This is a genomic window from Litorivita pollutaquae, from assembly GCF_003205515.1.
Taxonomy (GTDB): domain Bacteria; phylum Pseudomonadota; class Alphaproteobacteria; order Rhodobacterales; family Rhodobacteraceae; genus Litorivita; species Litorivita pollutaquae.
On the sequence record NZ_KZ826482.1, the window covers coordinates 511,996 to 534,016 of the forward strand.

The 22,021-nt window shown below is 59.9% G+C and carries 20 protein-coding genes; 11 read left to right on the forward strand and 9 right to left on the reverse strand.

The window, feature by feature from the left end; genetic code table 11:
• Positions 1 to 74 precede the first annotated feature (74 nt).
• Together pepN and DI396_RS06285 are read left to right on the forward strand one after the other, a co-directional pair.
• Entirely contained in the window at positions 75 to 2,639 is a 2,565-nt protein-coding gene (gene pepN, locus DI396_RS06280) for an aminopeptidase N (protein WP_110795302.1), read from the forward strand.
• 349 nt (positions 2,640 to 2,988) lie between these two features.
• Positions 2,989 to 4,275, forward strand: a complete 1,287-nt coding sequence (locus DI396_RS06285) for a hypothetical protein (protein WP_110795303.1) — start codon at positions 2,989 to 2,991, stop codon at positions 4,273 to 4,275.
• Between the two features lie 109 nt (positions 4,276 to 4,384).
• Here the strand turns inward: DI396_RS06285 and DI396_RS06290 are convergent, their stop codons facing one another.
• Positions 4,385 to 5,569, reverse strand: coding sequence for a GAF domain-containing protein (locus DI396_RS06290; protein WP_110795304.1), 1,185 nt, complete (start codon positions 5,567 to 5,569; stop codon positions 4,385 to 4,387).
• A gap of 245 nt (positions 5,570 to 5,814) precedes the next feature.
• Between DI396_RS06290 and gatB the strand changes: the two genes are divergently transcribed.
• The 3 genes from gatB (at position 5,815) to DI396_RS06305 (ending at position 8,730) form a co-directional block, all read left to right on the forward strand.
• A complete protein-coding gene (gatB, locus tag DI396_RS06295; protein ID WP_110795408.1) occupies positions 5,815 to 7,329 on the forward strand; it encodes an Asp-tRNA(Asn)/Glu-tRNA(Gln) amidotransferase subunit GatB in 1,515 nt (504 codons plus the stop codon).
• 218 nt (positions 7,330 to 7,547) lie between these two features.
• Complete coding sequence (locus DI396_RS06300) at positions 7,548 to 8,171, forward strand: VPLPA-CTERM sorting domain-containing protein (RefSeq protein WP_110795305.1); 624 nt, start codon at positions 7,548 to 7,550, stop codon at positions 8,169 to 8,171.
• Positions 8,172 to 8,256: 85 nt separating this feature from the next.
• Positions 8,257 to 8,730, forward strand: coding sequence for a thioesterase family protein (locus DI396_RS06305; protein WP_235851763.1), 474 nt, complete (start codon positions 8,257 to 8,259; stop codon positions 8,728 to 8,730).
• A 10-nt stretch (positions 8,731 to 8,740) separates the two neighbouring features.
• Here the strand turns inward: DI396_RS06305 and DI396_RS06310 are convergent, their stop codons facing one another.
• Entirely contained in the window at positions 8,741 to 9,490 is a 750-nt protein-coding gene (locus DI396_RS06310; RefSeq protein WP_110795306.1) for a sulfite exporter TauE/SafE family protein, read from the reverse strand.
• 183 nt (positions 9,491 to 9,673) lie between these two features.
• On the opposite strand from DI396_RS06310, the gene DI396_RS06315 reads away from it, so the two are divergent.
• Positions 9,674 to 10,243, forward strand: a complete 570-nt coding sequence (locus DI396_RS06315) for a DUF4177 domain-containing protein (RefSeq protein ID WP_110795307.1) — start codon at positions 9,674 to 9,676, stop codon at positions 10,241 to 10,243.
• Here DI396_RS06315 and DI396_RS06320 read toward each other — a convergent pair.
• Positions 10,240 to 10,497, reverse strand: coding sequence for a BolA family protein (locus tag DI396_RS06320; protein WP_110795308.1), 258 nt, complete (start codon positions 10,495 to 10,497; stop codon positions 10,240 to 10,242). The genes DI396_RS06315 and DI396_RS06320 overlap by 4 nt on opposite strands.
• Before the next feature lie 74 nt (positions 10,498 to 10,571).
• Between DI396_RS06320 and DI396_RS06325 the strand changes: the two genes are divergently transcribed.
• The gene (locus tag DI396_RS06325; protein ID WP_110795309.1) at positions 10,572 to 11,195 is read left to right on the forward strand and encodes a J domain-containing protein; all 624 of its coding nucleotides are present in this window, start codon (positions 10,572 to 10,574) and stop codon (positions 11,193 to 11,195) included.
• Positions 11,196 to 11,274: 79 nt separating this feature from the next.
• Here DI396_RS06325 and DI396_RS06330 read toward each other — a convergent pair whose 3' ends face one another.
• The 5 genes from DI396_RS06330 to DI396_RS06350 form a co-directional block, all read right to left on the reverse strand.
• Positions 11,275 to 11,700, reverse strand: a complete 426-nt coding sequence (locus DI396_RS06330; protein ID WP_110795310.1) for an OsmC family protein — start codon at positions 11,698 to 11,700, stop codon at positions 11,275 to 11,277.
• Positions 11,701 to 11,798: 98 nt separating this feature from the next.
• On the reverse strand, positions 11,799 to 12,278 hold the full coding sequence (gene msrB / locus DI396_RS06335; protein ID WP_110795311.1) for a peptide-methionine (R)-S-oxide reductase MsrB: 480 nt from the start codon (positions 12,276 to 12,278) through the stop codon (positions 11,799 to 11,801).
• 192 nt (positions 12,279 to 12,470) lie between these two features.
• Complete coding sequence (locus DI396_RS06340; protein ID WP_204362801.1) at positions 12,471 to 13,037, reverse strand: fasciclin domain-containing protein; 567 nt, start codon at positions 13,035 to 13,037, stop codon at positions 12,471 to 12,473.
• 210 nt (positions 13,038 to 13,247) lie between these two features.
• Positions 13,248 to 13,964: an anti-sigma factor gene (locus DI396_RS06345; protein ID WP_110795312.1), complete on the reverse strand. Its 717-nt coding sequence runs from the start codon at positions 13,962 to 13,964 to the stop codon at positions 13,248 to 13,250.
• Positions 13,961 to 14,536, reverse strand: coding sequence for a sigma-70 family RNA polymerase sigma factor (locus DI396_RS06350; RefSeq protein ID WP_110795313.1), 576 nt, complete (start codon positions 14,534 to 14,536; stop codon positions 13,961 to 13,963). The genes DI396_RS06345 and DI396_RS06350 overlap by 4 nt, the downstream gene beginning before the upstream one ends.
• Before the next feature lie 269 nt (positions 14,537 to 14,805).
• On the opposite strand from DI396_RS06350, the gene cobS reads away from it, so the two are divergent.
• The 4 genes from cobS (at position 14,806) to DI396_RS06370 (ending at position 20,156) form a co-directional block, all read left to right on the forward strand.
• Positions 14,806 to 15,789 carry a cobaltochelatase subunit CobS gene (cobS, locus tag DI396_RS06355; RefSeq protein ID WP_110795314.1) on the forward strand — a complete coding sequence of 328 codons (984 nt, stop codon included), beginning with the start codon at positions 14,806 to 14,808 and terminating at the stop codon, positions 15,787 to 15,789.
• A gap of 187 nt (positions 15,790 to 15,976) precedes the next feature.
• A complete protein-coding gene (gene cobT / locus DI396_RS06360) occupies positions 15,977 to 17,866 on the forward strand; it encodes a cobaltochelatase subunit CobT (RefSeq protein WP_110795315.1) in 1,890 nt (629 codons plus the stop codon).
• Positions 17,866 to 19,683, forward strand: coding sequence for an aminopeptidase P family protein (locus DI396_RS06365; RefSeq protein ID WP_110795316.1), 1,818 nt, complete (start codon positions 17,866 to 17,868; stop codon positions 19,681 to 19,683). Before cobT ends, DI396_RS06365 begins: the two co-directional genes overlap by 1 nt.
• 131 nt (positions 19,684 to 19,814) lie before the next feature.
• Positions 19,815 to 20,156, forward strand: a complete 342-nt coding sequence (locus tag DI396_RS06370; protein ID WP_110795317.1) for a DUF427 domain-containing protein — start codon at positions 19,815 to 19,817, stop codon at positions 20,154 to 20,156.
• Between the two features lie 66 nt (positions 20,157 to 20,222).
• On the opposite strand, the gene DI396_RS06375 is transcribed toward DI396_RS06370, so the two are convergent.
• Positions 20,223 to 21,977 (reverse strand): chloride channel protein, encoded by a 1,755-nt coding sequence (locus DI396_RS06375; protein ID WP_110795318.1) that lies wholly within the window; start codon positions 21,975 to 21,977, stop codon positions 20,223 to 20,225.
• Between the last annotated feature and the right edge of the window lie 44 nt (positions 21,978 to 22,021).

The window sequence follows — 22,021 nt, forward strand, 5'->3', positions numbered from 1 at the left end:
CGGCAAGCCATTGCAGCCAGCCCTTCATCGACATAACGTCGGGCGCAACATCTGGTTCCAAGAAAGGTTCTGCAATGCTCGACGCGCGCGCCACACACCCCAATCCGACAATCTACCTGAAGGATTACACGCCCCCCGCCTATTTGGTGGACAGCGTGGCGCTGACCTTCCGGCTTGCCCCCAAAGCGACGCGCGTCGTTTCGCGCATTCAGTTCCGGCCAAATCCGGACCACGAGAACCGCGATTTTTTCCTTGAAGGAGAAGAGCTTAAACTGATTTGGGCCAAGATCGACGGGGTCGATATCACCCCGCATGTGACGGATAAGGGCCTGTCTTGTGAGGTGCCTGACGCGCCGTTTTTGTTCGAGGCCGAGGTCGAAATCGCCCCCGAAGACAACACCGCGCTGGAAGGGCTTTATATGTCGAGCGGCATGTATTGCACTCAATGCGAAGCCCAAGGGTTTCGCAAGATCACCTATTATCCCGACCGCCCCGACGTGATGAGCGTGTTTTCCGTGCGCATCGAAGGCGATTTACCGGTTCTGCTGTCGAATGGCAATCCAACCGGCAGCGGCACGGGATTTGCAGAATGGCATGACCCCTGGCCAAAACCCGCGTATTTGTTCGCGCTGGTGGCGGGGGATCTCATTGCCCATCCGGACCGTTTCACCACCATGTCCGGCAAGGATGTGGCATTGAACATCTATGTGCGCCCCGGCGACGAGGACAAATGCGCCTTTGGAATGGAGGCGCTCAAAGCCTCGATGCGTTGGGACGAGACGGCCTATGGCCGCGAATACGACTTGGACATTTTCAACATTGTTGCAGTGGATGACTTCAATATGGGTGCTATGGAGAACAAGGGGTTGAATATTTTCAACTCTTCTTGTGTCCTCGCCTCGCCAGAGACCTCCACCGATGCCAATTTCGAACGCATCGAGGCCATCATCGCCCATGAGTATTTTCACAATTGGACCGGCAACCGGATCACATGCCGCGATTGGTTCCAACTGTGCCTCAAAGAAGGGCTGACGGTGTATCGCGATAGCCAGTTCACGTCAGATATGCGGTCGGGTCCGGTCAAACGCATTGGCGATGTGATCGACCTGCGCGCACGGCAGTTCCGCGAAGACGGCGGCCCGTTGGCCCATCCGGTGCGCCCCGAAAGCTTTCAGGAAATCAATAACTTCTATACCGCGACCGTCTATGAGAAAGGCGCGGAATTGATCGGGATGCTCAAAACACTGGTGGGCGATGACGCCTATGCCAAAGCGCTGGATCTGTATTTCGCCCGCCATGACGGCGAAGCGGCGACGATCGAGGATTGGCTCAAGGTCTTCGAAGACACGACAGGGCGCGATTTGAGCCAATTCAAACGCTGGTATTCCGATGCCGGCACCCCGCGCGTTTCCGTCTGCGAAGACTTCAATGACGGCACCTATACCCTTACGTTCAAACAACAAACACCGCCCACCCCGGGGCAGGATGTCAAACCGCCGCGCGTCATACCCATTGCTGTTGGCCTGTTGTCGCCCAACGGCGACGAGGTGCACTCCACCACGGTTTTGGAAATGACCGAGACCGAGCAAAGCTTTACCTTCGAAGGTCTTGGCGCGCGGCCGATCCCGTCGATCCTGCGCGGCTTTTCCGCGCCTGTGATCCTTGAACGTGACAGCAGCGCAGAAGAGCGCGCCTTTCTGCTTGCCCATGACACCGACCCGTTCAACCGCTGGGAAGCCGGCGCGGAAATCGCGCGGCAATTGCGTATGGATATGGCCCGCAGCGGCGGCGCGCCGGACAGCGCCTACCTCGATGCGCTGTTGGACATTGCCCGCGACGACAGCCTCGATCCCGCCTACCGCGCCTTGATGTTGCAACCGCCCGCGCAAGAGGACATCGCGCAGGCGCTGCACGCAAACGGCACCACGCCGGATCCGCAAACGATTTACGATGTGGCCGAAACCGTCGCCCAAACCATTGCCGAGCATTTCGGCAATACCGCGCCGCGCCTCTATGCGGAAATGGACACGCCCGCCCCCTATAGCCCCGATGCCGATGCGGCGGGCAAGCGCGCATTGCAAGCGCGGATGCTGGGCATGATCACCCGTCTTGACGGGGGCAAAACCGCCGCCGCGCAATATGCCGGGGCCGACAACATGACCCAACAATATGGCGCGCTTTGTGCGCTGCTGTCGCAAGATTTTGGCGGTGATGAGAATGCCGCATTCTATCAGCAATGGAAACACGACCGCCTTGTAATCGACAAATGGTTCGCGGCGCAAATTGCCTTTACCGCGCCGGAAGAAACCGCCGAGGCCGCCGCGCGTATGACCCATCATGCGGACTTCAATGCGAAAAACCCGAACCGCTTCCGCGCGGTCTTTGGCGCGCTCGCGGGGCATCACGGCGGTTTCCACCACGCATCGGGCGCAGGGTATGCGCTTTTGGCCGACCATCTTATCGCGCTGGATCCGGTCAATCCGCAAACCACGGCGCGGATGATGTCGGCCTTTTCCACCTGGACGCGGTATGATGCCGATCGCCAGACCTTGGCGCGCGCGGCATTGGAACGGATCGCCGCGACGGACGGCCTGTCGCCCGACACAAGCGAAATGGTTGGCCGCATCCTGAGCATCTGACCCACCGCATAGGTATGCCCCTGCCCTGCCCCCGCACAGGCGGCGGCCGGCGCAGGGGCAAAATGCGCAGCGCCGGCGTGAAATTCATCTTTGAGTAATGCTTGCGGCCCGCAGGCGGCGAAACCGGCCTTTTCGCCGTCAAACCGCCCAAAACTTTGCAATGCGGCACAGCTTGGCCCCATCCCCGGCGCAAAAGCAGCGCGGGAATACCCCTATATCTGCGCAGAGCGGACACGCTTTGGCCCATATTCAGTGGCAATTTTAGCGAACTCCATGCGGCCTTGCCCGTATGAAACCGCAAATGCCCGCCTGTGCCAATCCGGCCTGTGCGCCTCGAATAAGGTCTGTCATGCCTGTGCTGACTCCCGTTCTTCACGCCGTTCTAAACGCGTTCCCCCAACGTCTGCGCCGCGCCGCCCGCTTGGCCAATCCTCTCGGCGATCACGCGGCCGACGCCAGTCCGCTATCGCCCGAGCAGATCTCCGCACAACTTTTGCTGCCGGCGCGTCCGAAAACCGCCGAAGAAACCCAACGCGCCGCACATGAAGACCGGGGCCGGTTTCTCGCGCGTCAGGAGCGATGGTCGGATCTGAGCGCCGCCATCGCCGAGGCCGACAACAGCCGCGCGCGCACCTCGGCCGGCGTGCCGGTGGCGGATCTTTTGGCGACCGGTGCGCGCGGCGATGTGGTCTGCGGAATCAACGAAGCCTTGGCCGACGGGGCCGCCCCCTCGATGCTTGGCTTGACCGCGCTCGAAGAGGTTTTGCAAGACATGCCAGAGGATTACGCCATCGCGTTGATCGTCGCCCATGCCCATATCGACATCGGTTGGGCGTTTCGCGGCAGCGGGTGGCGTGAAGAGGTCGCCCCCTTTGGGCGCGCGGCATTTTGCGCCCATTTTCAACGCGCCGCCCGCATTTTGGAACCCTTTGAGCCCCTCGCGGCGAACACGCCCTCACTGGCGGCGGCGCACTGTGCACTTTTGGCGGCCAAACCACGCCCGCAGGACCATGTCGCCGACACCTATGAAGCCTTGATCAATCTCGATCCGGCCAACCCGCAACCGATGCGTGCCATGGGAAATCACCTTCTGCCCCGGTGGTTCGGCCGCCGTGGTCAATTAGAATTGGAGGCCCGCCGCACCGCCGCCCGAACCGGCGATATCTGGGGTGCAGGGGCCTATACTTGGGTCTACCTCGATGCGCTCGCCGTGGATCCAGAGGCAGCCAGCACTCTGGATGTAGAGTTTTTCCTCGACGGGGTGCATGACATTTTGGAGCGGTCGACAGATCAGCATGTGGTCAACGCTCTGGCCGCCTTCAGCGCCGTCACCATGGCCCCATTGGACCGACAGGTCCGGCTTGATGACAATGCCCGCGCCGCCCGCGCCGAAATTCACGGTGCCTTGGAGTGGATCTGCACCGATTTTTTACGGGAGTTGCATCCGCTGGTCTGGGCGGGCGCCACGGCGGGACCGAACCTGCCCCATCCCCTGCCCAGCCATGAGGCCTTGCGCATCTGCGGCGAAGAAACTGCAAAGGCATGGATCGCAAAAGTGTTCGAGCAAGAGTTGCTGGACGGCACGATAATCGCCTTTACCCCGCGCGGGTTGCGGCGGCTGGACAAACCCGCGTAGGAAGAACAGTGGCGCATAGACACCGCCGCCCATACACCACGGACGCGCGGCGACGACGCCACCCTGTCCCGTTCTGTCCCGTTCACAGCACAGGCCACGGTGAAAGCGGTTAGGACGCCTCGGCCCCGCCCTTATTTGAGGGTGCCACGGCGGCCCGCCGCGCCGCTTCACGTTGATCAAGGAGCGTCGAAACGATTGCGGCTTCTGACGCGCGCAATTTCTTGATGTGTTTGAAGATTTCCAAATGTGCCATGGCCACCACGGTGATGTAATCAAACAATGCCAGTTCGGTTTTACGCCACCCGTCCGGCCGGGGCGCGGCACCGGTGAATTCAAGCACACCAAAGCTCACCCCTTCGACCGCGAGCGGCGCACCAAGGTAACGTCCCGCCACAGTTCCGCCAAGACAGGTGCGGCGCGCAAGCGGCTGCGCCGTACAATCGGGCAAGACCAACCGATCCTGCCCGGTGAGCAACTGCGCGGCATAGGTGCCCTCCACCCCCACAGGCGAATCGGCGGCGGCGCGCTGCCCGGCCTCCGACAGGACCCCATGATCAAAACTGGCAAGAATATCGGCGTTTTCCGCGCAAACGCGGGCAATGCGCCCGCTCTCCATCCCCAGTACCTGCGCCCCATCGCGCAACAACACGGCAAACCGTTCCTCGATACTTTGACCGGCGCGCATAAATGACCGCATGATCCGCTCTTGCGCCTCGGCCTGATCCTTGAGCCCCGCTTGCATTTGCTGGGTCTCGGCTTGGGCCTCTTGCCCGTCCAAATGCCCCGCGAGCAACGCCACTTCGCGGCTGACACAAAGTGCGAGGTCGGTGATTTTGCGCTCATCGTCGGCGTTCCAATCACGCGGTACCCCGTCGAGCACACAAAATGATCCCCAAATTGCCCCTCCCGGGGCATAGACCGGCACACCCAGATAGGCACGAAGCCCATGCGCGTTGACCACCGGGTTGTCCTTGATCCGATCATCATCCTGCGCGTTCGATACAACCAAGGGCGCATCGCCGCCCTTCATATGGATACAGGCGGAATGCGTGTAAGGGATGTCGACAGTTCCGGCCAAATCAACGGGAAACCCGTGTTGGCTTTTGATATATTGCCGCGCCTGATGATCGTCGAAGAAGCTGATCATCGCAATCGGCACATCCAATAAATCGCATGCCAGACGCGTCAATGCATCCATGGCTGGATCACGCGGTGCATCGATCAATCCCAATGCCGTCAAGAGGTCGAGTTCGGTTCGCCCGGCACGGGGTATCGGAGTATGCTCTAAGGTCATGGGGTGCTCGCTTGCTGATTGACCATGGGTAAGGCGGGATAATTAACAAAACCTTAACGTTTACCCTGACGCCGCCACCATCGGCATGCAGGCGCATATATCCACCTGCTTTGCCTGTTTCTTGATCTTTGTGCATGCGGCCCCGAAAGCGCCCGCTCATGGCGTGCTTTGATCGCTGCACCCTCTTGCCCCCGTATCGCCGCTGCCATAAAACGCGGCAAAGCCTGCGCGCAAAGGAGACCCTCATGCTCGATCTGACCTTTGAAACCCCGAAACCCAAAGTGATCGCCGGTGCAAAACACGATTGGGAATTGGTCATCGGGATGGAGATCCACGCGCAGGTCTCGTCCAATGCCAAACTGTTTTCCGGCGCGTCGACAAAATTCGGCGCAGAGCCGAATTCCAATGTGGCCTTCGTCGATGCCGCCATGCCGGGCATGTTGCCGGTGATCAACAATTACTGCGTCGAGCAGGCCGTGCGCACCGGCCTCGGCCTCAAGGCGGATATCAACCTGTTCTCCGCCTTTGACCGCAAGAACTATTTCTACCCCGACCAGCCCGCAGGCTATCAGATCAGCCAGCTCTACCACCCCATCGTGGGCGAAGGCGAAGTCATCGTGGATATGGGGCCGGGCGTCGCGCGCCGTGTGCGCATTGAACGCATCCACCTTGAACAAGACGCCGGCAAGTCGATCCACGACATGGATCCCAATAGCTCTTTCGTGGACCTGAACCGCGCGGGCGTTGCCCTTATGGAGATCGTCTCGCGCCCCGATATTCGCGGCCCCGAAGAAGCCGCCGCCTATATGCTGAAACTGCGTCAGATCTTGCGCTATCTCGGCACATGTGATGGCGACATGCAAAGCGGGAACCTGCGTGCCGATGTGAACGTGTCCGTCTGCCGTCCGGGGCAGTATGAGAAATATCAAGAAACGCAGGATTTTTCGCATCTGGGCACGCGGTGCGAGATCAAGAACATGAACTCCACCCGTTTCATTCAACAGGCCATTGAGGTCGAGGCGCGGCGCCAGATCGCCATTCTCGAAGGGGGCGGTGAAGTCGATCAGGAAACCCGCGGCTTTGACCCGGATCGCGGCGAGACACGCACACAGCGCTCCAAGGAAGAAGCGCATGATTACCGCTACTTCCCCGACCCCGATCTGCTCCCGTTGGAGATTGAACAGGATTGGGTGGATGAGATCGCCAAGACCTTGCCCGAGCTGCCCGACGAGAAAAAAGCGCGGTTTGTCAAAGTTTTGGGCCTGTCAGAATATGACGCGGGCGTGTTGACCGCCGATACGGTTAACGCCGATTATTTCGAAGAAGTGGTCGCCACCGGCAAGGATGGCAAGCTCTCCGCGAACTGGGTGATCAACGAGCTGTTTGGCCGTCTGAAAAAGGACGACAAGGACATCGAAGATTGCCCTGTGTCGCCTGCGCAACTGGGCGGCATCGTGGCCCTGATCAAGGCGGGCGACATTTCGGGGAAAATCGCCAAAGACCTGTTCGAGATTGTCTATACCGAAGGCGGCGATCCGGCGCAGATCGTGGACGCGCGCGGCATGAAACAGGTCACCGATACCGGCGCGATCGAGACCGCAGTGGACGAGATCATCGCCGCCAACCCCGATCAGGTCGAGAAGGCAAAAGCCAATCCCAAGCTGGCCGGTTGGTTTGTCGGTCAGGTGATGAAAGCCACCGGCGGCAAAGCCAACCCCAAGGTGGTCAACGAATTGGTCGCGGCGAAATTGGCCCCCTGACCTAAAGACCGGCGCACCGGCCCCTGAACTGCGCCGCCGCCTTTGCCGTTTACTGCGGCAGGGCGGGGGTTACGGGTCTCGCCGTTGTGAATTTATTTGAAAACGTCTTAAATTTCGACTATTTTGTGTGCCATTCAACACAGGATCCATTTTGACTAAACCACCCTGTTTTCTGCCCAAGCTGCCTTGGGCCTCTATAATTTGAAAGGATTACCCTGATGAAGGCCATTTTTGCTTCTGTTCTGGCGCTTTACGCTGCCACCCCTGCCCTTGCCGAAACCGTTGTCATGACCTTTGACGACGTGGCCGGCGATTATACCGCGTTCGACGATACCCTCGGGGACAGCACCCATGTGGATGTGACCAATGACACCCTATACGGGTTTGGAAGCGCCGGTGTTTATGAAAGCCACCTCGAGCACTGGACCAATAATTACAGCGGCCTCACCGATATTGCCTTCCCCAGCGCCAGCGGCCGCGTTGGACAACTCGCATTTGGGATCGACGCCGGATATGAGCTGACCTTCGACAGCTTTGATTTTGGGAACTATTTTGATGGCTCCACAGCCCGCGACGCCAGTTTCCGGATCTATGATGCGGCTTGGGGTCTTGTCTGGAGCAGCGATGTTACGGGCCACACCGGCGCGGCGGTCACCATGACGCCCGGCGTTGCAATCACCGGCACGGGCTATTTCCAATGGGGCACCGATTGGAATATCGGCATCGATAATTTCGCCTATAGCGTTGCGGAAATCACCCCTGCGGTGCCGCTGCCTGCGGGTCTGCCGCTCTTGTTGGCCGGTTTGACCGGTTTTGGCGTGCTGCGCCGCCGCAAGTCCTAAATAACACCGGCGGGCGCAGCCTCTTGGCTTGCATGCGCCCGCCAGCTCTGCTCACATATGCGCTCAACCTCAGAGGAGAGCGCGTGTGACCAAAGCCTATCTTTCGCCATGGACCGACATCAAACCCGAGTGGATCGACGTGAACGATCACCTCAACATGGCCTATTACAGTGTGCTCTTCGATCACGGCTGCGATGCGATGTTCGACGAGTTCGGCATCACACGCGATTATGTCAAGAAACGCCAGATGACGACCTATGCGGCCGAATTCCGCATTCGGTATTTGCGCGAATTGCATCTGGGGGACAAAACCCGCACCAGCTTTCAATTGCTTGAAATCACGGAAAAAAGTTTCCACTACTGTATGGAATTGATCCATGAGGACGGTTGGGTTTCCGCGACCGGTGAAGGCATCTGCCTGCATATTGACCGCTCCGGTCCGCGCGTCGCGCCCTTCCCGCCGGATATTTTTGCCCGCATTGAGGCGCTCTATACCGCGCAAAAGGACATGCCGCGCCCCGATCACGTCGACCAATTGATGCGGGTGCGCCGCAAATAGGGGCAACTCCCTATTTCAAAAAGAAAATCAATGTCGTCGCAGCCCCGATTGCGACGATGCCCCACCGCAAAAGATCCGTGCGGGTGATGCGCCGCGCCGCCTGTGCGCCGACATATCCCCCCGCAGCGGAGGACACCATCATCACCGCCGCCTCCTGCCATGCGATCAATCCGGCCGCGATAAAAGCCACCGTCGCCACCACCGAAATCACCGCCGAAAGCAGGGTTTTGATCCCGTTCATTCCATGGATGTTGACGTATCCCAGCATCCCGAATGTGGCGAGCAAGATGATGCCCAACCCGCCGTTGAAATAGCCGCCGTAGAGGCTGACCGCGAAGACCGCAGCGGTGGAAATACCCACCCCCGCCTGCCCCGCGCCGCGCTTGTTCAATTGCCGCAAAATCCACGGGCCCGCGCCGAATAAGACCGTCGCCAGAAAAAGCAGCCACGGCACCAGACCGCTGAACAAATCATTCGATGTCACAAGCAGCAAACCGCCGCCCAACACGCCGCCAATGGCCGCGGTGATCACGATGGCTTTCAACCCCATCGGCCCCTCGGTCTGCACCTCCCGGCGAAAGGCATAGGCACTGCCGAGATATCCGGGCAAGGCGGCAAAAGTCGCCGTGGCATTCGCCGTTACCACTGGCAAGCCGACATAGACCAAGGCCGGAAAGGTCAAAAACGTGCCGCCCCCCGCGACCGCATTGAGAATACCGGCCACAAATCCGGCAGCGACAAGCACGAGAATATCGAACATGGAGGCTCCTTGCGCAGATGGGCCGACTGGCGCGGCCTGTTCTTCTGTCTGGCACGGGAGGGTGGCTGGGTGCAATCCCGTGATCCTGCCACATCCGCCGCCGCCCTTTCCCCACTCTGACTGCGCTGCTAAGCTTGGCGCATTGCAATATGATTTTCCCAAGACCCAGCGACCGAGACCATTATGATCCAATATGACTACCGCGTGATCCCCGCCCCCACCAAAGGCCGCAAAGCCAAGGGGATAAAAACCGCCGAAGCGCGTTTTGCCCATACCATTGAAACCGTCATGAATGAGATGGCGGCGCAGGGATGGGAGTTTCAACGCGCCGAAACCCTGCCCAGCGAGGAGCGTTCGGGGCTGACCTCGACCACGGTAAATTATCGCAACCTCTTGGTGTTTCGCCGCCCCAAAAACGGCGCGACCGAGAGCTTTGCGCCGAGGTTGCTTGATGCGCCGGCACCGCAAGAGGCCGCTGAGGTGCAACCTGCGCTGCCTGACGCCCCGCCCGCATCCGAAACAGCACCCATATCCACGTCAGAACACGCGGCCCAAAGCCCCGCCGCAGTAGAAACAAAGCCCGCCGATCCACCGGTGCCCGCCCCGACCGCCCAGGACGGCGCGCCCGCCGATAACGGGGCCGACAACGGGGTCGAAGGCACGGTGCCGCCGGATCCGTCTTTGGCCCGCGCCGTGCGCCGCCGCGCCGCACTGATCGGGAGGGCCGTGGACACCAAAGAGTCGCAGGATTAGGCCGACAGATCCAAGGCCAAAGCGTGAATTTCTCCCATCAACTCGGCCCCGATCGCCCCATGCACGGCACGGTGACGGGCCAAACGATTCATTTGCGCAAATTCCGGTGCCTTCACCACCACCCGAAAATGTGACTGCCCGCCTTCCTGATACCCTGCGTGGCCCCGATGTGCTTCGCTTTCATCAAATACTTCAATTACTTGCGCATCGAACGCCTGTTCCAGCTTTGCGCGAATTTTTGCAGATCTATCCATTATTTTCCCTCATGCCCCTTCTATCCCAGCGTCAGTAGTCTAAACTCTACGGCCTGAGTCGGAAAGGTGAGCCAATGCCCAAACCAGATCCCTTCGGTTTTGATATGTCCGTATCTTCGGCGAAGAAGAAAAATCCGCGTGGACGCAGGGGGATGTCCGGGGCATCCGAAACCTCGCAACGTGTATGCAGCAAAGAGGGCTGTGAAGAGCCGGGCAAGTATCGCGCGCCGCGTGCGCCCGATGTGCTCGATGACTATGTGTGGTTCTGCAAGGAGCACGTGCGCGAATATAATCTCAAGTGGAATTTCTTCGATGGAACCACAGAGGCCGAGATCAACGCACAGGCCAGCAAAGACAAAGTCTGGGAACGCACGACCAAGCCAATGGGCAGCCCCGAAGAACGCGCATGGGCGCGGTTGGGGATCGAGGACCCGCATCAGGTGCTTGGCAACAACGCCACGCGCAATCCGGGGAAGTCGATCACAGGAACGCGCCGTTTGCCCCCCACCGAACGACGTGCCGTGGATATTTTGGAAGCCAAAGACCATTGGACCAAAGCCGAGGTGCGCAAAGCCTACAAAAAGCTGATTAAAGTGCTGCACCCCGATATGAACGGCGGGGACCGCAGTCAGGAAGAACAGCTGCAAGAAGTCGTCTGGGCTTGGGATCAGCTCAAAGACAGCCGTAACTTCAAATAGTCACAAACAACGTCCCCCAAAAACACAAAGCGCCGCCCCCTTCGGGCGGCGCTTTGGTCTTGGCAGATGAGCCGCCGCGCTAGGCGACAGAGGCTGCCATCGTGATATCCACCGCAAGCAATTTCGAGATCGGGCAGTTTTTCTTCGCAGCTTCGGCGAATTTCAAGACCTCCGCCTCATCTGCGTCCGGCGCGTCAATCACCGTCTCCAGATGCGCCTTTTGCACGGCAAAGCCGCCGTCCTCCTTATCGAGATAGATGGTCGAGGTGGTCTTGATCGAGGCGGCAGTGATCCCCGCCTCTCCCAACCCCAAGGACAGCGCCATCGAGAAGCAACTGGCATGGGCGGCACCGACCAACTCTTCGGGGTTGGTGCCAACGCCATCTTCGAAACGGGTGTTGAAACCGTAGGGCTGCGCGTCAAGCGCACCGCTTTCGGTCGATACGGTGCCCTTGCCCTCTTTGAGAGAGCCTTGCCAAACGGCGGAGCCTGATTTCTTGATCATGATCTATCCTTTCCTGAACCAGTGACATGCAAAAGGGGGCCGCAGCCCCCTTAGCTTATCCAATCAATTAGCGCGCGCCGGATCTCGGGCCAGACCGCTCACGCGGCTTTGAACACAAGACTGACGCCGTTCAGGCAATGGCGCTTGCCCGTGGGTTCAGGGCCGTCATCGAAGATATGGCCGAAATGGCTGCCGCAGCGGCGGCAATGGCATTCGGTGCGCACCGAGAAAAGCTTCCGGTCATCTTTTGTGCGGATCGCATCGGGCATGGATTGATAAAAACTCGGCCAGCCTGTGCCGCTGTCGTATTTTGCTTCGGAAGAATAGACCGGCAAATCGCATCCACGGCAATGATACATGCCATCGGCATAATTTTTGTCCAACGGAGAGGTCCCGGCACGCTCTGTCGCCTCTTCGCGCATCACCGCATATTGCAGATCATTGAGCATCGCCTTCCATTCCGCCGTGGTGCGGGTGACCTCAAATGTGTCTTTGGCCATGGAGCGGTGCGGCATTAAACCGCCAAGCCCCAGGGTGCCCATGGCAGTGGCGGCAACAAGAAAAGAACGGCGTTCCATCGGGTATCCTTCCAAAATCGGATATGAATTCTATGTGGCAAAGGGGCGAGCCCTCAGGAGATGTGACCCGTCCCCTTGCCCCGTGGCAAGCCACGGTTTTGCACAGCTGCGTGAGAAATATGTCAAACGCCGTGCAACATCGGACGGTATGGGGCGACGACACTCACTGCGCCGCCCCGATCCGGTTCGCCCTTACATTTTGGGCAAAAGCACCGTGTCGATGACGTGGATCACACCGTTCGACTGTTTGACATCGGCGATGGTGACGGTGGCTTTACGGCCGCGCTCATCTTCAAGAACGATGTTGTCGCCGTCCATATAGGCCTGCAAGGTGCAGCCGCCAACGGTGGGCACCGCATGTTTGCCATCGTCATCCGCGATCATTTTGCCGATCGCATCGGACATCGCATTGGCGGCAACCACGTGGCAGGTCAGAACTTTTTGCAGCGCGGCTTTGTTTTCCGGCTTCAAGAGGGTTTCAACGGTGCCTGCTTGCAGCATGGCGAATGCATCGTTGGTCGGCGCGAAAACCGTGAAGGGGCCTTCGCCCATCAACGTATCGACAAGGCCCGCCGCTTTAACCGCAGCCACCAAGGTCGTGTGATCCGCAGAATTCACGGCGTTTTCAACGATGTTTTTGTCTGCGAACATTTCTGCGCCGCCCACCATCGGGTTTTTCATCGAGTGGCCATCGGCAAATGCGGCGGTGCCAGCGATCAAAAGAGCAGCAGTGGCGGCGAATGTTTTCTTAAAGGTCATATCAGTGGTCCTTGTTGGGTCAGGTTATGTCCGCAGCCCTTTTGGCCTGGATCACAAACAAATACGGAGCCACCTCGATCTTAGTTTCAAAACAGTCATCACGAACGGCACACGCCTGCTCACGGCAGCGTCATAATTTTTATAAGTGATTATAAAACATGAAAAAAACCACGCCAAAGCGGGTGCATTTTTTTTGAAACTTATTTTGAATTAGAGCGCGGTGACCGGCCCTGTGGCCAAAACGGCGCCGGTGGGCGCGCCGGTGGGCGATCCGCCCAATGGCTCGTCTGAGATCGCCAGAACTGCGCCGGCCATCTGTCCGCGCAGGGCGTCAGGCACATGGACAACCGTGGCGCCGGACACCTCCAAAAGGCCAAGCGATTGCGGGGCGGAATTGCCTGCAATCACCCACAATTCACGCGCCCGCGCGGTCGGCATTTCGCCCGCCACCGCGTTGAGCCGCATCTCGCCCGTGCGGCTGTCAAAAAGCGCCGCCACCACAAGGCTGGCATCCTCGGCAGCAATTTGCGCGGCCAGATCGGCACGCATCACCGGTGCTTGGCTGCGGGGCGGCACATCGGGTTGCAACAGCCCCCCATTGATCACCACAAAGGCAAGGCCGGCGGCGGCCATCGCCCCGAACACCGCCTGTCCGATCCCCAGCTTGCGCCAAAAGGGAACAGATTTGGCCTCATTCCCAAAAAGCGTTTGCTCGATATTGAGCCATGTCGTCCCCGGGGGCGGAACATCTTCGCCATCTGCCATCGGCACCACCGCTTCGGCCCATTCAGCGACCAAATCGCGCAACGCCGGATCGGTCAGCAACCGCGCCTCGAACGCCTCCACCTCGGCCTCGTCCAAAAGGCCAAGCACATACTCCCCCGCCAAGGCGCGGTCGTCGTCAGAAAGAGGCGTTTGGGCGCTCATCGGCTGAGGCACTCCTTAAGTTTCAAAAGACTGCGGCGCAGCCATGTTCGCATTGTATTGAGCGGCACATTGAAATGCGCCGCCAGATCAGCATAGGTTTCACCACTCAAATAAGCGCGCTGCACCGCTTCCGAGCGATCCGGCTCCAGCTCACCAAGACATCCGGTGATCCGCCGCGCGTCGCCCTGCGCGATCATCTGCGCTTCGGCACCGGGGGCATCATCGGCCATACGGTCCAAAACAGAGCCCCCATCGCCATCGGTGCCGCCCCCCGCTTCGCCGCGGATGATCATCGCGCGGCGTTTGCGCAGGCGATCAATCGCATGGTTACGGGCAATCGTGATAAGCCATGTCATCGGGCTATATCCGCCCGCCGCATAGCGATCCGCATTGCGCCAGATTTTGATATAAATCTCCTGCACGGCTTCTTCGGCTTCCGCCCGTTCGATCAAGACACGTAGACAGACGCCAAAAAGTTTCGCCGAGGTCGCACGATACAGCGCCGCAAAGGCCTCGCGGTCGCCCATGGCCACCCGTGCCAACATGTCTTCGATATCCGCCCGCGTTGTCATCGGTGCAGGTAATCACGCCCCGCCCCCCTTGGCCAGAGCCGATCAGCGCATGTCCCGATGGCCACCGATGTGCCCCGCAGAGGCCCCACAGACAAAGCACCGCGCCGGTAACGCCGCGCCCTTGCACCATCGTGCGACCATATCATGCGCATTCCGGCCAGCGGCTCTTGCTCTTGGCGGCAAATTATTGCACCAACGAAGCCAACCCGCAGGAGAAGGTTTTACACGCCCCTGCAACGACGCATTTAAGGCATTGAAGGATCTCGCACATGGCGGACGGCACAATCGACATCAACGCAAAACCGACCGAAGAGATTTCCGTGCGCGATGTCTTTGGCCTTGATACGGATATGGTTGTCAAAGGCTTCGCTGAACGCACCGAGCGCGTGCCCGACATCGACCCGACCTATAAATTCGACCCCGACACCACAATGGCGATTCTCGCAGGGTTTTCCCATAACCGCCGCGTGATGATCCAAGGGTACCACGGCACCGGCAAATCCACCCATATCGAACAGGTTGCCGCCCGCCTCAATTGGCCCTGTGTGCGCGTCAACCTCGACAGCCACATCAGCCGCATCGACTTGATCGGTAAGGATGCGATCAAATTGAAAGACGGCGTGCAGGTCACCGAATTCCAAGAAGGCATTCTGCCTTGGGCCCTGCGCAACCCGACCGCGATCGTGTTCGATGAATATGACGCCGGCCGCGCCGATGTGATGTTCGTGATCCAACGGGTGCTTGAAGTGGACGGCAAGTTGACCTTGCTCGACCAGAACAAAGTCATCACCCCGAACCCGCATTTCCGGATTTTCGCCACCTCCAACACTGTCGGCCTTGGCGACACCACGGGGCTTTATCACGGCACCCAACAGATCAACCAAGGTCAAATGGACCGTTGGTCTTTGGTTGCGACCCTGAACTACCTGAGCCATGACGCCGAAACCGCGATCGTTCTGGCCAAGAACCCGCATTACAACACCGAAAAAGGCCGCAAGCAGATCAGCCAGATGGTCACCGTGGCCGACCTGACCCGCACGGCGTTTATGAATGGCGATCTGTCCACCGTGATGTCGCCGCGTTCGGTGATTGCATGGGCGCAAAACGCCGAGATTTTCCGCAATATCGGCTATGCCTTCCGGCTGACCTTCCTCAACAAATGCGACGAATTGGAACGCCAAACCGTGGCGGAATTCTACCAACGCTGCTTTGACGAGGAACTGCCCGAAAGCGCCGCCTCGGTCGCCGTCTAAACCGACCCGAAGCCCTCCACACCCCAAAAGCGGGGGCATTCCCCCGAGATGTGATGCCAAACGCGGGCCTTGCTGCCATGGTCTGCGCAAAATATCCGCACAACTCTACGGCGCCGCCGCAAGGTTTTTACCCTGTGCGGCGCGCCAACCTCTTGCCGCAAGCGGGCAGGAATGATTTACCAATGCCATGAGCAAGCCCATAGACAACCCCGCCGATCCGTTTAAAAAAGCCCTCGCCGAGGCGACCAAGGTCATGGCCGATGACGCCGAAATGACGGTCAGCTATTCGGTCGATCCATCGGGCATGTCCGGCGATGCGATGCGCTTGCCGCAAGTCAGCCGCCGGATGACCCGCGACGAGGTGCTCTTGGCGCGCGGCACGGCAGACGCACTGGCGATGCAACGCCGCTATCACGATGCCGACACCCATGCCAAATATGCCCCCCCCGGCGATATGGCGCGCGACCTTTACGAGGCAATGGAAACCGCCCGCTGCGAGGCGATGGGTGCGCGCGACATGCCCGGCACCGCATCCAATATCGACGCGAAAATCGACGCGGATGCCAAACGGCTTGGCTATGGCGAGGTCACATCGGCCCAAGATGCGCCATTGTCTGTGGCCGCCGGATATCTGGTACGCCATCTGGCAACCGGCCGCCCCCTGCCCGATGGCGCGCAAAACGTCATGGATTTGTGGCGGGGTTTCATCGAAGAACAGGCCGCCGGCACGCTCGGCGATTTGCAAGACAAGCTTTCAAATCAATCCGACTTTGCGGTGTTCTCGCGGCGCATCATTGAACAATTGGGCTACGGGGACCAACTGGGCGAAGACCCTGACCAGAACGACGAGGACCAAGACGACAGCGCCGAAGAAGATCAAGAAGAAGAGCAAGACCCTGACAGCGCCGGCGATCAGGACGACCAAGACGACGATGCCGAAGCCTCGCCCGAGCAGTCGCAAGAAGAACAACAAGACAGCGCCTCGGCGCAGGTGTCGATGGATGATCTGGCCGATGAGGAAATGGGCGACGAGACCGAATTGCCCGAAGGCGAGGCCCCGATAGAGCCCCCCGCGCCGCAACCGGTATCGGACGCCGACCCGAATTATCAGGTGTACCTGTCGGACCACGATGAGGAAATCGCCGCCGAAGATTTGGCCGAACCGATCGAATTGGAACGCCTGCGCACTTATCTCGATCAACAGTTGGAACCGCTGAAAGGTGCGGTGTCGCGGTTGGCAAATAAACTGCAACGCCGGCTGCAGGCGCAACAAAACCGCTCGTGGGAATTTGACCTTGAAGAAGGGATTTTGGATGCGGGGCGTTTGGCGCGTGTGGTCGCCAACCCGACCACGCCCTTGTCGTTCAAAATCGAACACGACACCGAATTTCGCGATACCGTCGTGACCCTCTTGCTGGATAACTCCGGCTCGATGCGGGGCCGCCCGATTTCCATCGCAGCGATTTGCGCCGACATTCTGGCCCGCACGTTGGAACGTTGCAACGTCAAGGTCGAGATCCTCGGCTTCACCACCCGCGCGTGGAAAGGTGGGCAGGCCCGCGAAAAATGGCTCGCCGATGGGCGCCCGCAACAACCGGGCCGCCTCAATGATCTGCGCCACATCATCTATAAATCCGCCGATGCGCCATGGCGCCGGACGCGGCCCAATTTGGGATTGATGATGAAAGAGGGGCTTTTGAAGGAAAACATCGACGGCGAGGCGCTTGAATGGGCGCACCGGCGCATGGCCGCACGGCCCGAGGCGCGTAAAATCTTGATGGTGATTTCGGATGGCGCGCCGGTGGACGATTCAACCTTGTCCGTGAACCCCGCGAATTATTTGGAAAAACACCTGCGCGATGTGATTGCCATGGTGGAAAAACGCAAGATGGTCGAACTTTTGGCGATCGGCATCGGACATGATGTCACACGCTATTACGACCGCGCCGTTACCATCACCGATGTGGAACAATTGGCCGGTGCGATGACCGAGCAGCTGGCCTCGCTCTTCGACACGGACCCGCGCAAACGGGCGCGGGTTCTGGGCATGAAATCCAGAGGGCGCAAGGCCGGTTGATGTATCAAAGCTTCGACAGCCCCGCCCGCCCAGAGCAAGGCCCGCCACGATTGGCCGCCTTGCGCGCGGCGATGACACGCGCCGGACTGGCGGGGTTCGTGATCCCGCGCAGCGATGCGCATCAAGGCGAATATGTCGCCCCGCGTGATGACCGTTTGGCATGGCTGACCGGCTTTACCGGATCGGCCGGATTTTGCGCCGCACTGCAAAACGCCGCCGGTGTTTTCATCGACGGACGCTACCGCGAACAGGTCCGTGATCAAGTTGATTTGACGGCTTTCACCCCGGTGCATTGGCCTGAAACCGGGCTTGCCGATTGGTTGATCGCATCCTGCCCCGAAGGCGGCAACATCGGTTTTGATCCATGGCTTCATACCCGCGCCGAAATCGCCCGCGCGACAGAGGCCTTGGACGGAACCGGCATCAGCCTTGGCCCCTGTGAAAACCTTGTTGATCAAATATGGCCCGATCAACCCGGCCCGCCAATGGGAAAGATTTCGACCTATCCCGAAGCCCTCGCAGGCGAAAGCTCCTCGGACAAGCGTGCCCGTCTTGGTGCCGAGCTGGCCGCTGCGGGTCATGCATCGGCGGTGATCACCCTGCCCGATAGCATCGCGTGGCTCTTGAACATTCGCGGCGCGGATATCCCGCGCAATCCGGTGCCGCATGCCTTTGCAATCTTGCACGCCAATGGCCACCTGACCTTGTTTTGCGCCGATGAAAAGATCACCCCCGAGGTCATCACCCATCTGGGCGCAGAGATCACAATCCGCCCGCCCCAATCGTTTTTGCCCGCCCTGCGCAGCCTCACGGCGCCGGTGCGATTGGACCGCGCCAGCGCGCCGGTTGCGGTGGAGCAGGCACTCACCGAGGCAGGCGTTGCGCATGTTTGGGGCAGCGATCCATGCGTCTTGCCCAAAGCCAGCAAGACCAGCGCCGAAATCGCCGCCACCGTTGAGGCGCATCTGCGCGATGGCGCGGCGGTGTGCGAATTCCTCGCATGGTATGACGCACAAGACCCCCAAGGCCTGACCGAAATTGATCTGGTCAAAGCGTTGGAGCAAAAGCGGCGTGATACCCATGCCCTGCGCGACATCAGTTTCGATACCATTTGCGGCACTGGCCCGAATGGCGCGGTCATTCATTACCGCGTCACAGAGGCAACCAACCGCCCGCTGAAACGCGGCGATCTGGTGGTTCTGGACAGCGGCGGGCAATATGAAGATGGCACCACCGACATCACCCGCACCCTGCCCGTCGGGTCCGCCGAAGACATCGGTGCGGAGGAAAAATCCGCCTTCACCCGCGTTCTAAAAGGCATGATTGCCATAAGCCGCGCGCGGTTCCCAAAAGGCCTCAAGGGTCGGGATCTGGATGCTTTGGCGCGGGCGCCATTATGGGCAGCGGGGCAGGATTATGATCACGGCACGGGCCATGGGGTTGGCGTCTATCTTTGTGTGCATGAGGGGCCGCAACGGTTGAGCCGCGCGGGCGATGTGACGCTGCGCCCCGGTATGATCCTGTCGAACGAGCCGGGATATTACCGCCCCGGGGCCTTTGGCATTCGCATCGAAAACCTGATCGTGGTGCGCGAAGCCGCGCCCCTTGCGGGCGGCGATGCCCACCGCGAGATGTATGACTTCGACACGCTGACCTTTGTGCCGATTGACCGGCGTTTGATCGCCCTTGATTTGCTCGACAAGGGCGAAATCGCGTGGATCGATGCCTATCACGCTGCGTGCCGCGATAAAATCGGGTCTCGGCTATCGGGCAAAGCTGCTCTATGGTTGGCCGGCGCGACCGAGCCGCTTGGATAAGCCCGGAGCGCGACGCACCATCTTAATGATGATTTCACCCGCCAAGCGCAATTCTGCGCCTTTTGCGGATGGACATATGCCTGTCACATCTGGCGGGCAAGACAGATGAAACCAATTGGGGAGGACGATAAATGACAAACATCACCATTCGCAAAGCCGAAGGCACTTGGACCGTACGCGCAGGCGGGGCCGTCTTGGGCGAAAGTCGCGCGGCGCTCGAATTGACCGAAGGCGATTACCCGGCTGTAATCTACTTCCCGCGCAGCGATATCGCCATGGCATTTTTGGACCGCACCGACCACACGACCACCTGCCCGCATAAAGGCGATGCGAATTACTACTCCATCGTCACCAAAAGCCAGACCCTCGACAATGCCGCATGGAGCTATGAGGCGCCCAATGAAGAGGTTGCACGGATCAAGGACCATCTGGCGTTCTATGCCACCGATCTGGTCACCGTCGAAGGGTTTTAGGCAAAGCGCCCGCAACGGGTGCGCCCTGCCCGAAGGTATCCGTCGCCGGCACGGCTGACTGGCCGTCTATGAATGTTCCTCCGCCGCTTTCGCCGCCAGGGCGCGGTTGAACGTTTTCAACGCGTCCACGTGAAAGAGCGCGCCCCGAAGCTCCGGCGCATCGGTGTCGCCGCCCAATGTCACCACCGGAATGAACGCCACGCCACTTTTGTCGAAAATCGGCATGGCGGCCTCCAACGTGGCATTGCCATCAATGTAAATGCCATCGCGGATCATCTCCCAACACCGGTCCTCATCCGGCATCCGCGTGTCCCCCACCGGGCGCATCACCTTGGCAACCCGGTGCAGCGCCAACAGATAGGCCTGCGGTCCCGCCGCCAGATGGATCCCGCGACGCTCCAGTTGCGTCAAGAAAAACGACCGGTGCACCAAACGCGAAGCCAAAGCGGTCGAGATCGACACCGCCACCATCACCGCCAGGCCGGTTTGCCAGTCGCCGGTCAATTCAAACACAATCAGCGTGGTGGAGATCGGCGCCCCCAAAACCGCCGCCGCCACGGCCCCCATCCCCGCCAGAGCATAAAGCGTATGCGAGCCGGACACCTCGGGGAACATCGGTGTGGCGATTAATCCAAAGGCCAACCCGGTCAGCGCCCCCATCATCAGCGAAGGCGAGAACACACCGCCGCCCATGCGGCCTGCCATGGTCACCGCCACGGCCACGGCTTTGATCACCGCGAAGACCATTGCATCGCGCAATCCGATCTGCCCCTTGAGCGCCGCCGAGGTGGTTTCATATCCGACCCCGATAATGTGTGGAGACCCGATCGCCATGACGCCCAACACCGCCCCCGAAACCGCCGGCCGCAACCATCGTGGCAAGCCGCTGCGCTTTTGGACTGCATCGGCGGTGTTCTCGGCAAATAGAACCGCCCGCATCATGGCCGTCGCGACCAATCCGCAAATCGCCCCCAACATCAAAAACGCCGGCAGCTCCACATAGAATTCCAATTGGTTGGCAAGGGGCAAAGAGAATTCCGGCACATCGCCAAAGCTGATCCGGCTGACCACCGTGCCCGCCACCGAGGCAATCACAATCGGCGCAAAGGCATGCATTGCGAAATGCCGCAACACCACTTCAAGCGCGAACAATGCCCCTGCGATCGGGGCGTTGAAGCTGGCCGAGACGGCGGCCGCGACGGCACATCCGAGCAAATCGCGCCCCGTGATGCCATTGGCGTGAATGCGGTCCGACACCCATGTGGAGATCACCCCCGCCAAATGCACAACCGGCCCCTCGCGCCCGGTCGACCCGCCCGTGGACAGCGTAATCAGAGAGGCCAGAGCCGAAGCCAATCCAGCGCGGATTTCCACCCGGCCGTCATTCAAAGCCGCGCCCTCAACCACGTCAGAGACCGCGCGCACCCGCCCGTCCGGCGTAAAGAGATGCAAGATCACGCCAACCGCCAGCCCGCCGGTTATTGGCAGCGCAACAATCCAATACCATGGCAGCGTCCGCGCAAAACTATGTAAATGGTCGATGTCATCGACATCATAAAAGAATCCCTGTAACGCATTGATCGCGCCGCGAAATCCGACGGAGGCGGCGCCGGCGGATATCCCGATCACAACTGCGATCAGCCAAAATTGGAATTGGCTCGGGCCTTTTTGCCGTATCACCTTGATTGCTCGTGAACATTCATCCAGGACAGAGGCCCAAATCGCCGCAAAACCACGCTGTAATGCCAATAAGGCCCCGAACAGAGCCTGCCGGCGCGGTCGCTTTTTCTGACCGGCTTTTGTTTCGGCTGCCTCGCCCATTCGCCCCACCCCGTCTTATGACTTTCCCCGACTGCTTGCATCGC

Excerpts from the sequence above, each read along its gene's own strand:
- pepN (WP_110795302.1), top strand. The coding sequence starts at position 75 with ATGCTCGACGCGCGCGCCACACACCCCAATCCGACAATCTACCTGAAG.
- DI396_RS06285 (WP_110795303.1), top strand. The coding sequence starts at position 2,989 with ATGCCTGTGCTGACTCCCGTTCTTCACGCCGTTCTAAACGCGTTCCCC.
- DI396_RS06290 (WP_110795304.1), bottom strand. The coding sequence starts at position 5,569 with ATGACCTTAGAGCATACTCCGATACCCCGTGCCGGGCGAACCGAACTC.
- gatB (WP_110795408.1), top strand. The coding sequence starts at position 5,815 with ATGCTCGATCTGACCTTTGAAACCCCGAAACCCAAAGTGATCGCCGGT.
- DI396_RS06300 (WP_110795305.1), top strand. The coding sequence starts at position 7,548 with ATGAAGGCCATTTTTGCTTCTGTTCTGGCGCTTTACGCTGCCACCCCT.
- DI396_RS06310 (WP_110795306.1), bottom strand. The coding sequence starts at position 9,490 with ATGTTCGATATTCTCGTGCTTGTCGCTGCCGGATTTGTGGCCGGTATT.
- DI396_RS06315 (WP_110795307.1), top strand. The coding sequence starts at position 9,674 with ATGATCCAATATGACTACCGCGTGATCCCCGCCCCCACCAAAGGCCGC.
- DI396_RS06320 (WP_110795308.1), bottom strand. The coding sequence starts at position 10,497 with ATGGATAGATCTGCAAAAATTCGCGCAAAGCTGGAACAGGCGTTCGAT.
- DI396_RS06325 (WP_110795309.1), top strand. The coding sequence starts at position 10,572 with ATGCCCAAACCAGATCCCTTCGGTTTTGATATGTCCGTATCTTCGGCG.
- DI396_RS06330 (WP_110795310.1), bottom strand. The coding sequence starts at position 11,700 with ATGATCAAGAAATCAGGCTCCGCCGTTTGGCAAGGCTCTCTCAAAGAG.
- msrB (WP_110795311.1), bottom strand. The coding sequence starts at position 12,278 with ATGGAACGCCGTTCTTTTCTTGTTGCCGCCACTGCCATGGGCACCCTG.
- DI396_RS06340 (WP_204362801.1), bottom strand. The coding sequence starts at position 13,037 with ATGACCTTTAAGAAAACATTCGCCGCCACTGCTGCTCTTTTGATCGCT.
- DI396_RS06345 (WP_110795312.1), bottom strand. The coding sequence starts at position 13,964 with ATGAGCGCCCAAACGCCTCTTTCTGACGACGACCGCGCCTTGGCGGGG.
- DI396_RS06350 (WP_110795313.1), bottom strand. The coding sequence starts at position 14,536 with ATGACAACGCGGGCGGATATCGAAGACATGTTGGCACGGGTGGCCATG.
- cobS (WP_110795314.1), top strand. The coding sequence starts at position 14,806 with ATGGCGGACGGCACAATCGACATCAACGCAAAACCGACCGAAGAGATT.
- cobT (WP_110795315.1), top strand. The coding sequence starts at position 15,977 with ATGAGCAAGCCCATAGACAACCCCGCCGATCCGTTTAAAAAAGCCCTC.
- DI396_RS06365 (WP_110795316.1), top strand. The coding sequence starts at position 17,866 with ATGTATCAAAGCTTCGACAGCCCCGCCCGCCCAGAGCAAGGCCCGCCA.
- DI396_RS06370 (WP_110795317.1), top strand. The coding sequence starts at position 19,815 with ATGACAAACATCACCATTCGCAAAGCCGAAGGCACTTGGACCGTACGC.
- DI396_RS06375 (WP_110795318.1), bottom strand. The coding sequence starts at position 21,977 with ATGGGCGAGGCAGCCGAAACAAAAGCCGGTCAGAAAAAGCGACCGCGC.